At 40.3% G+C, this 7,392-nt stretch carries 9 protein-coding genes and 1 tRNA gene; 8 read left to right on the forward strand and 2 right to left on the reverse strand.

Features of this window, described 5'->3' with window-relative positions:
* The first annotated feature begins 151 nt into the window (after positions 1–151).
* From KTHG_RS19905 to tsaD, 5 genes are all read left to right on the forward strand, one after another.
* Positions 152–228: transfer RNA gene (locus KTHG_RS19905), tRNA-Asp, on the forward strand.
* Positions 229–359: 131 nt separating this feature from the next.
* On the forward strand, positions 360–812 hold the full coding sequence (gene tsaE / locus KTHG_RS19910) for a tRNA (adenosine(37)-N6)-threonylcarbamoyltransferase complex ATPase subunit type 1 TsaE (RefSeq protein ID WP_126989640.1): 453 nt from the start codon (positions 360–362) through the stop codon (positions 810–812).
* Positions 809–1,510 (forward strand): tRNA (adenosine(37)-N6)-threonylcarbamoyltransferase complex dimerization subunit type 1 TsaB, encoded by a 702-nt coding sequence (tsaB, locus tag KTHG_RS19915; RefSeq protein ID WP_139996124.1) that lies wholly within the window; start codon positions 809–811, stop codon positions 1,508–1,510. The genes tsaE and tsaB overlap by 4 nt, the downstream gene beginning before the upstream one ends.
* 10 nt (positions 1,511–1,520) lie before the next feature.
* Complete coding sequence (gene rimI / locus KTHG_RS19920) at positions 1,521–1,961, forward strand: ribosomal protein S18-alanine N-acetyltransferase (protein WP_126989638.1); 441 nt, start codon at positions 1,521–1,523, stop codon at positions 1,959–1,961.
* Positions 1,961–2,983 carry a tRNA (adenosine(37)-N6)-threonylcarbamoyltransferase complex transferase subunit TsaD gene (gene tsaD, locus KTHG_RS19925; protein ID WP_126989637.1) on the forward strand — a complete coding sequence of 341 codons (1,023 nt, stop codon included), beginning with the start codon at positions 1,961–1,963 and terminating at the stop codon, positions 2,981–2,983. The genes rimI and tsaD overlap by 1 nt, the downstream gene beginning before the upstream one ends.
* 192 nt (positions 2,984–3,175) lie before the next feature.
* Here tsaD and KTHG_RS19930 read toward each other — a convergent pair whose 3' ends face one another.
* Entirely contained in the window at positions 3,176–3,433 is a 258-nt protein-coding gene (locus KTHG_RS19930; RefSeq protein ID WP_139996126.1) for a hypothetical protein, read from the reverse strand.
* A gap of 201 nt (positions 3,434–3,634) precedes the next feature.
* On the reverse strand, positions 3,635–5,578 hold the full coding sequence (locus KTHG_RS19935) for an ABC-F family ATP-binding cassette domain-containing protein (RefSeq protein ID WP_139996128.1): 1,944 nt from the start codon (positions 5,576–5,578) through the stop codon (positions 3,635–3,637).
* A gap of 93 nt (positions 5,579–5,671) precedes the next feature.
* On the opposite strand from KTHG_RS19935, the gene KTHG_RS19940 reads away from it, so the two are divergent.
* From KTHG_RS19940 to tatC, 3 genes are all read left to right on the forward strand, one after another.
* The gene (locus KTHG_RS19940; RefSeq protein WP_126989634.1) at positions 5,672–6,307 is read left to right on the forward strand and encodes a redox-sensing transcriptional repressor Rex; all 636 of its coding nucleotides are present in this window, start codon (positions 5,672–5,674) and stop codon (positions 6,305–6,307) included.
* An 82-nt stretch (positions 6,308–6,389) separates the two neighbouring features.
* Entirely contained in the window at positions 6,390–6,581 is a 192-nt protein-coding gene (locus tag KTHG_RS19945) for a twin-arginine translocase TatA/TatE family subunit (RefSeq protein WP_126989633.1), read from the forward strand.
* Between the two features lie 16 nt (positions 6,582–6,597).
* Positions 6,598–7,383: a twin-arginine translocase subunit TatC gene (tatC, locus tag KTHG_RS19950; RefSeq protein ID WP_139996130.1), complete on the forward strand. Its 786-nt coding sequence runs from the start codon at positions 6,598–6,600 to the stop codon at positions 7,381–7,383.
* Positions 7,384–7,392: the final 9 nt, after the last annotated feature.

A 7,392-nucleotide genomic window follows, 5' to 3' on the forward strand; every position in this document is an offset into this window, starting at 1 on the left:
ACACAGAGACGGACAGTATGTTCGTCTTTTTTGTTTTTATACGAATCAATACCACAGTAATAAAAAAAGTTTATTATACCTATAAAAAAATTTATAAAAGTATTGCTATATATTAAGCACCTTGCTATAATATTTTTTGTAAATAATCTTTGGTCCGGTAGTTCAGCTGGTTAGAATGCCTGCCTGTCACGCAGGAGGTCGCGGGTTCGAGTCCCGTCCGGACCGCCATTTTTTATTTATGTAAACACAGCAATGGCGCTGTGTTATTTTTTTTGCCTAGAAATTGAATTCATACACTTTGAACAATTAACTTGAATTCGTTACACTATAGATATGCATTTTTGGAGAGGACGAGAAACATGACGATTGAATGGACTGTACAATCTTTAGAAGAGACACAAGCTCTTGCCATGAAGCTCGCTGATTTATTACAACCACAAGATACGATTACACTAGAAGGCGACTTAGGTGCAGGAAAAACAACGTTTACACAAGCACTTGCTAAAGGTTTAGGAGTAAAACGTATCGTTAATAGCCCGACATTTACAATTATGAAACAATATGAAGGACGCCTTCCACTCAATCATTTAGATGTTTATCGTCTAGCTGATAGTGATGAGGATCTTGGCTGGGATGAAATCTTTTTCGGCGATGCAGTGTCGGTTGTAGAATGGGCGCATTTAATTGAACCAGACCTACCGGCAGAACGACTTGCGATTCGTATTGAACGTGTTGATGCAGACGCAAGACGATTTTTACTAAACCCAACTGGAACACGTTATGAGCAGTTGTGTGAGGAGTTAATGAAATGATTTGGTTAGGTATTGATACAGCAAATACACCGCTTGCCGTAGCGTTAGTGAAAGACGGTCAAGTGCTCGCAAACGAAGTAACAAATATTAAGTTAAATCACTCAGGTGGTGCGATGCTTGCGATTGAGCGCTTATTAACACGTGTGAAGTTAACAGCACAGGATATTGATGCGGTGGCAGTCAGCGAAGGGCCTGGCTCATACACAGGTATTCGTATTGGCGTAACGATTGCGAAAACATTAGCATGGACACTGAACAAGCCTTTAGTAGGCGTTTCAAGCTTAAAAATGCTAGCAGCAAATGCGGCAATGTATAATGGCATTGTTTGTACGTTAATTGATGCACGCCGTCAAAATGTATACGCGGGTGCTTTTGATGCAGTAAATGGCTTTGAAAATGTTGTTGAGGACCATCACTATAGCATCGCAGACTTAATAGAAAAATTAGATTCACTGAATGCACCTGTATTATTCGTAGGGCATGATGTGGATACTTTCTGGGATGTAATTGTCGAAACATTAGGCGAGCGTGCAGTTCGTGCGCCCTATACAATTGATTTACCAGATGCTGCACAACTAATTTATTTAGCAGAAAAAATGCCTCAATTAACAGGGGATGCGGTGCATAATTTTGTGCCACAATATCGCCGTTTAGCAGAAGCTGAGGCGAATTGGATTAAAGAACAAAAAAATAAGTAGGTGAACAAATGTGGTAACCTATCGTTTAATGACGCTTGCGGATGCAGCAGCTGTTCACCATATTGAAGAAGCTGTATTCCCAGCGCCATGGACATTAGAGTCATTTGAAATGGAAATGACGAAAAATACACAAGCAACCTATGTAGTCGCACTTGAAGACGATGAAATTATCGGTTTTTGCGGTATGTGGATTGTGCTTGATGAAAGTCAGATTACAAATGTTGCCGTTATGCCAGCAGGTCGCGGCAAAGGAATTGGGGAGCAATTGATGCGCGAAGCCATGCGCATCGCAAAAGAGCAGGGCTGCGTGGTTATGAGCCTTGAGGTGCGCGTAACAAATGACGTAGCACAAAATCTTTATCGCAAACTAGGATTCCAGGCAGGTGGTATTCGTAAAGGATACTATACAGATAATCAAGAGGATGCTCTTGTCATGTGGGTGAATTTATAATGGAAAAAGATCTTTATATATTAGGTATTGAAAGTAGCTGTGATGAAACGGCCGCGTCTATCGTGAAAAATGGGACTGAAATCATTTCAAACGTCGTGGCATCACAAATTGAAAGTCATAAACGTTTTGGCGGCGTTGTGCCAGAAATTGCATCACGTCATCATGTAGAGAATGTCACAATCGTTCTTGAGGAAGCGTTAAAGCAAGCGAATATGGAGCCTAAGGATTTAGATGCAGTTTGTATTACAGAAGGTCCTGGGCTTGTTGGTGCGCTCTTAATCGGTATTAATGCTGCGAAGGCTTTTGCTTTTGCACATAATTTACCGATTGTCGGCACACATCATATTGCAGGGCATATTTATGCGAATAACTTAATGCAACCAATGGAGTTTCCATTACTTGCATTAGTCGTATCAGGTGGGCATACAGAACTTGTTTTAATGAAAGAGCATGGCTCATTTGAAGTAATTGGTGAAACACGTGATGATGCAGCAGGTGAAGCATACGATAAAGTAGCGCGCGTGCTAGACATCCCGTACCCAGGTGGTCCACGTATTGACCAAATGGCACATGAAAGTGACGAAGCTATCGAGTTTCCACGTGTATGGTTGGAGCCTAATTCGTATGATTTCAGCTTTAGTGGCTTAAAATCAGCCGTTATTAACTATCAACACAACGCAAAACAACGCGGTGGCGATATTAATCCATACCATATCGCAAAAGGTTTCCAAGATAGTGTTGTAGAAGTGCTATCAACGAAAACATTGCGTGCGGCACGTGAATTTAATGTGAAGCAAGTTATCGCAGCAGGTGGCGTATCAGCCAATAAAGGCTTACGTACGGAACTGGAGAAAATCTTCAATGAAGAGGGCATTCCGTTCTTCGTACCACCACTTAAATTATGTACAGATAATGCCGCAATGATTGCAGCAGCAGGAACAGAAATGTTTAAAGCCGGCAAACGTAGCGGTTGGGATTTAAATGGTCGCCCAGGCATGGAATTACGTTCTTGGAATGATTAAAAAAGGAAAATAAAGTTATGCACATGTGGATAACTTTTTGAAACAGTCTGACAATTTACTTGTTGGGCTGTTTTTTAATGCTATAAATCGCGTTATGACGCGATTTGGATAAATTGCATAAATATGTATAATGAAAAATAGGAATCAACTAGCCTGTGGATAACTAAAAAAGATGCAGAAAAATCCTGCATCTTACATGTTTAATGTAGCCAATTCTAAGAGAAGAAGGGAAGATGTGAAGCCACCTATTAAAAATGTTAGTGTCCCGAGTAAAGCAACCGGTAGCTTTTTATAGAAATTCTTTAAACTGTAGAACCCTATGACAAGACCAAAAATACTTGCAGAACCCCAATACAAATAGTGTAAAAATGATGGTAAATGAACCGCAAAAAAGCCAAGTTGATAAATGAATACAATGACTAACAACGACATTAACCAATTTTTATTCATAGGACGCCTCCTTTTTTATAAGAGCGAAATTTATATTAGGAGGTTGCCATAAAAAAGAAGAGGCTGGGACATACGTATAAAAACAACCGTTTATATGAGCATAAGAAAAACCGGAATCGTGCTGTAGCGCGGTTCCGGTTTTTCATTGCGAACGCTAAAAAAGGAAAATGACGTGTTTTGTCCAAGCCTCTCTTTAAAGGATTAAAGTGCTTCAAGCTCTTCGTTTAATTCAAGCCATTCCATTTCAAGCGTATCCTTTTGTTCTTTGGCATCATCTAATGCCGATTGAATGGTCAGCGTTTTTTCATGATCTGAATAGACATCTGGGTCACAAAGCTGCTGCTCATATTCAACAATTTGTGCATCAAACGTTGCCATATCAACTTCTAACGTCTCGATTTTACGACGAAGGCTGCGTTCTTTTTTCTTGGCTTCTTTATCAATTGATGTGTTTGTCGCTTTTTTCTCTTTTACTGGCGTAGGGTGTTTTGCCTGCTCTTCAGCTGCTTTTTCAAGCGCAATTTCTTCGAGCTCCAGTTTTTTCTCAACATAATAATCATAGTCACCTAAATATTCGAATGTCCCATCATGTGAGAGTTCAACAACTTTTGTGGCGATACGATTAATAAAGTAACGGTCATGTGAAACGAAAAGCAGTGTGCCTTGGTAATCGATCAACGCATTTTCAAGTACTTCTTTACTATCTAAATCTAAGTGGTTGGTTGGCTCATCGAGTACGAGGAAGTTATTTTTCTCAAGCATCAATTTGGCAAGTGCTAGACGCGCTTTTTCGCCACCAGACAAGTCACTCACAATTTTTTCAACGTCGTCGCCTGAAAATAGGAAACGGCCGAGTACAGAACGTACATCTTTTTCGTTCATTAATGGCCATTCATCCCAAATTTCTTTAATGACCGTACGATTGCTCGTTAATTTTGCAAGCTCTTGGTCGTAGTAGCCAATTTGAACATTCGTACCAAAGCGTACTTCACCAGCAAGTTTTGGTTGGTCGCCTACAATCGTTTTCAATAGTGTAGATTTACCGACACCATTTGGGCCGACAAGAGCGATACGGTCTTCGCGGTATTCACGTAGCTGAATATTCTCTGAAATTAATTTGTCATCATAGCCAATTGCGAGGTTATCCACCGATAATACATCATTGCCACTTTGACGCTCGATTTCAAATGTCAGCGTGGCTGACTTTTCATCGCCAAGCGGAGAATCCATCCATTCACGTCGCTCTAACATTTTACGACGGCTTTGCGCCATTTTTGTAGAGGATGCACGAGCAATATTTTTTTCAACAAATTGCTCAAGTTTCGCCTTCTCCGATTGTTCTTTTTCATAGCGTTTAACGTCTAATTCATAGTTTTTCGCTTTTTGGTCTAGATAGTCCGAATAGTTCCCAGAGAATTTTGAGACATGATGACGAGAAACTTCATAGACAATCGACACAACTTGGTCCAAGAAGTAACGGTCATGTGATACGATAAGGATGGCTCCATCGTAGTTCTTCAAATAATTCTCTAGCCAGCTTAGTGTTTCAATGTCTAAGTGGTTGGTCGGTTCATCGAGAATAAGGAGCTCAGGCTTGCTAAGTAGTAGCTTCGCTAGGGCAAGTCGTGTACGCTGACCGCCGGATAATGAATTAATTGGCTGGTCAAACATTTCTCGAGGGAACTGCATCCCGTGAAGAACCCCACGTGTATCGGCTTCGTATTGATAGCCGCCACGTGCTTTGAAGTCATGTTGAAGCTGATCATAATCAGCCATAATTTTGGCATATTGTTCAGCATCGTTATAAATGTCTGGGTCTGCCATACGCTGTTCGAGTGAGCGCATCGTTGTTTCAAGCGCTTTTAGGGGCTCGAATATCGTCATCATTTCATCCCATACACTTAGGTCTGAATCAAGACCCGCATGTTGATCGAGATAGCCAAGATGGATATCTTTTGGCATAATAATATCGCCGGAGTCATACGAAAGTTGCCCCGCGATAATTTTTAATAATGTGGATTTGCCGGCACCATTACGGCCAACAAGTGCGACGCGGTCTCGATGCTGTACTTCGAGCTTCACGCCACTTAAAATTTCATCTGCAATATAAGATTTATATAATTGATTGACTTGTAATACAATCATGAAGTACACCTCAGTTCTCATTTTAGTTTATCGAAATGTGGGCAGTGGTGCAATGTTAAGAAGTTAAAGTTAATCCAGGAGGGGACAACCGCTTTGAAAGAAAATTATAAAATTCCGCAGGCTACGACGAAAAGATTACCTCTCTATTATCGTTTCATTCAAAATTTTTCGGAAGCAGGAATAGAACGCATTTCTTCAAAAGAGTTAAGTGAGGCGATGCAAATAGATTCTGCTACGATTCGACGAGATTTTTCACATTTCGGCGCACTTGGTCGTAAAGGCTATGGCTATGATGTACAAAAATTACTCGTTTTCTTTAGAGATGTATTAGATGATAATGAGCGCATGAATGTCGCTGTTATCGGGATTGGTAATCTGGGGCATGCGCTACTGAAATATAACTTCCAAAAAAATCAGAATATGAAAATCGTTGTTGCCTTCGATACGAACTATCCACTTGATGGGAAATTAGTCAATGGTGTACCCGTTTTTCATCCAGATGTTATGGAAGAAAAATTTGAAGAGTTTCATGCTGAGCTACCGATTTTAACAGTACCAGCACGCTCTGCTCAAATGATGACAGACCGCCTTGTTGCGATGGATGTGAAGGGTGTTCTTAATTTCACGCCTGTGCGCCTACAAGTACCGGATACATTCCGTGTACATACAATCGATTTATCAATTGAATTACAGACGCTGAGCTACTTTATGCGTAATGTAGGAAAATGAGTCAATAGTCTATTGAGAATGCTATAGCTAATTGAGAATGATTGCGTTACAATATAGGCATCTTAATGAGGAGGTGCCTGTAATGGGAGGAGTTAGTTTTGGCAGCATTGTAATCATCGCTGTCGTTGCTCTACTTATTTTTGGTCCGAAGAAGCTGCCTGAGCTTGGAAAAGCGATGGGCTCCACGCTCCGTGAATTCAAGAATGCCACTAAAGGTTTAGTGGATGACGATGATGATAAGACAAAAGAGAAAAATAAAGTTGAACATAAATAGTTAGGGAGTTATTGCAATGGAAGATAATGAACTAACGCTTGAACAGCATATAAATGAACTTCGAAAACGGTTAATTACAGTAACCGTTTTCTTTGTCATCAATGTGATTATAGGCCTTTTTATTGCGAAGCCACTTATTCATTACTTACAGTATAGTGAGCATGCAAAGTCTTTGCAGTTACATGCCTTTAATGTCACGGATCCGCTAAAGATTTTCTTTCAGGCGGATTTTGTCATTGCACTTGTGTTGACGATGCCAGTTATTATGTATCAGTTGTGGGCATATGTAAGTCCGGGGTTGTATGCGCATGAACAAAAGGCGACACTGCGCTATATTCCATATGTGATCGTACTGTTTATCGTTGGCGTTGCATTTTCCTATCTGATTTTATTTCCGTATATTATGAAATTCATGATGGAATGGTCACAGGATATGAATGTGGAGCAAACGATTGGCATCAATGAATATTTTCAGTTTTTATTTAAGATTACCATTCCGTTTGGCTTTGTATTCCAGCTACCCGTCATTATGCACTTTGTTGCGCGCATTGGACTTGTAACACCGATGTGGATGGCGAGTGTGAGGAAATATGCGTATTTCTCATTACTGGTCATTGCCGCGATTATTGCACCACCAGAAGTGGTATCACATTTAATGATTACGATTCCACTGTGCATTTTATATGAGATTAGTATATGGATTGCACGACTTGGGTATCGTCAATATTTGCGTTCAGAGCGTAAGCGGTTGACGGAGCTAGGCATGGAAAAAGAATCGATTGATGGCATGTTAAAAGGGTAAATAGAAAAA

This window comes from Kurthia sp. Dielmo, assembly GCF_000307285.2.
Taxonomy (GTDB): domain Bacteria; phylum Bacillota; class Bacilli; order Bacillales_A; family Planococcaceae; genus Kurthia; species Kurthia populi.

Bases quoted from the DNA above. Each gene is read 5' to 3' on its own strand.
- tsaE (WP_126989640.1), top strand. From the start codon at position 360: ATGACGATTGAATGGACTGTACAATCTTTAGAAGAGACACAAGCTCTT.
- tsaB (WP_139996124.1), top strand. From the start codon at position 809: ATGATTTGGTTAGGTATTGATACAGCAAATACACCGCTTGCCGTAGCG.
- tsaD (WP_126989637.1), top strand. From the start codon at position 1,961: ATGGAAAAAGATCTTTATATATTAGGTATTGAAAGTAGCTGTGATGAA.
- KTHG_RS19930 (WP_139996126.1), bottom strand. From the start codon at position 3,433: ATGAATAAAAATTGGTTAATGTCGTTGTTAGTCATTGTATTCATTTAT.
- KTHG_RS19935 (WP_139996128.1), bottom strand. From the start codon at position 5,578: ATGATTGTATTACAAGTCAATCAATTATATAAATCTTATATTGCAGAT.
- KTHG_RS19945 (WP_126989633.1), top strand. From the start codon at position 6,390: ATGGGAGGAGTTAGTTTTGGCAGCATTGTAATCATCGCTGTCGTTGCT.
- tatC (WP_139996130.1), top strand. From the start codon at position 6,598: ATGGAAGATAATGAACTAACGCTTGAACAGCATATAAATGAACTTCGA.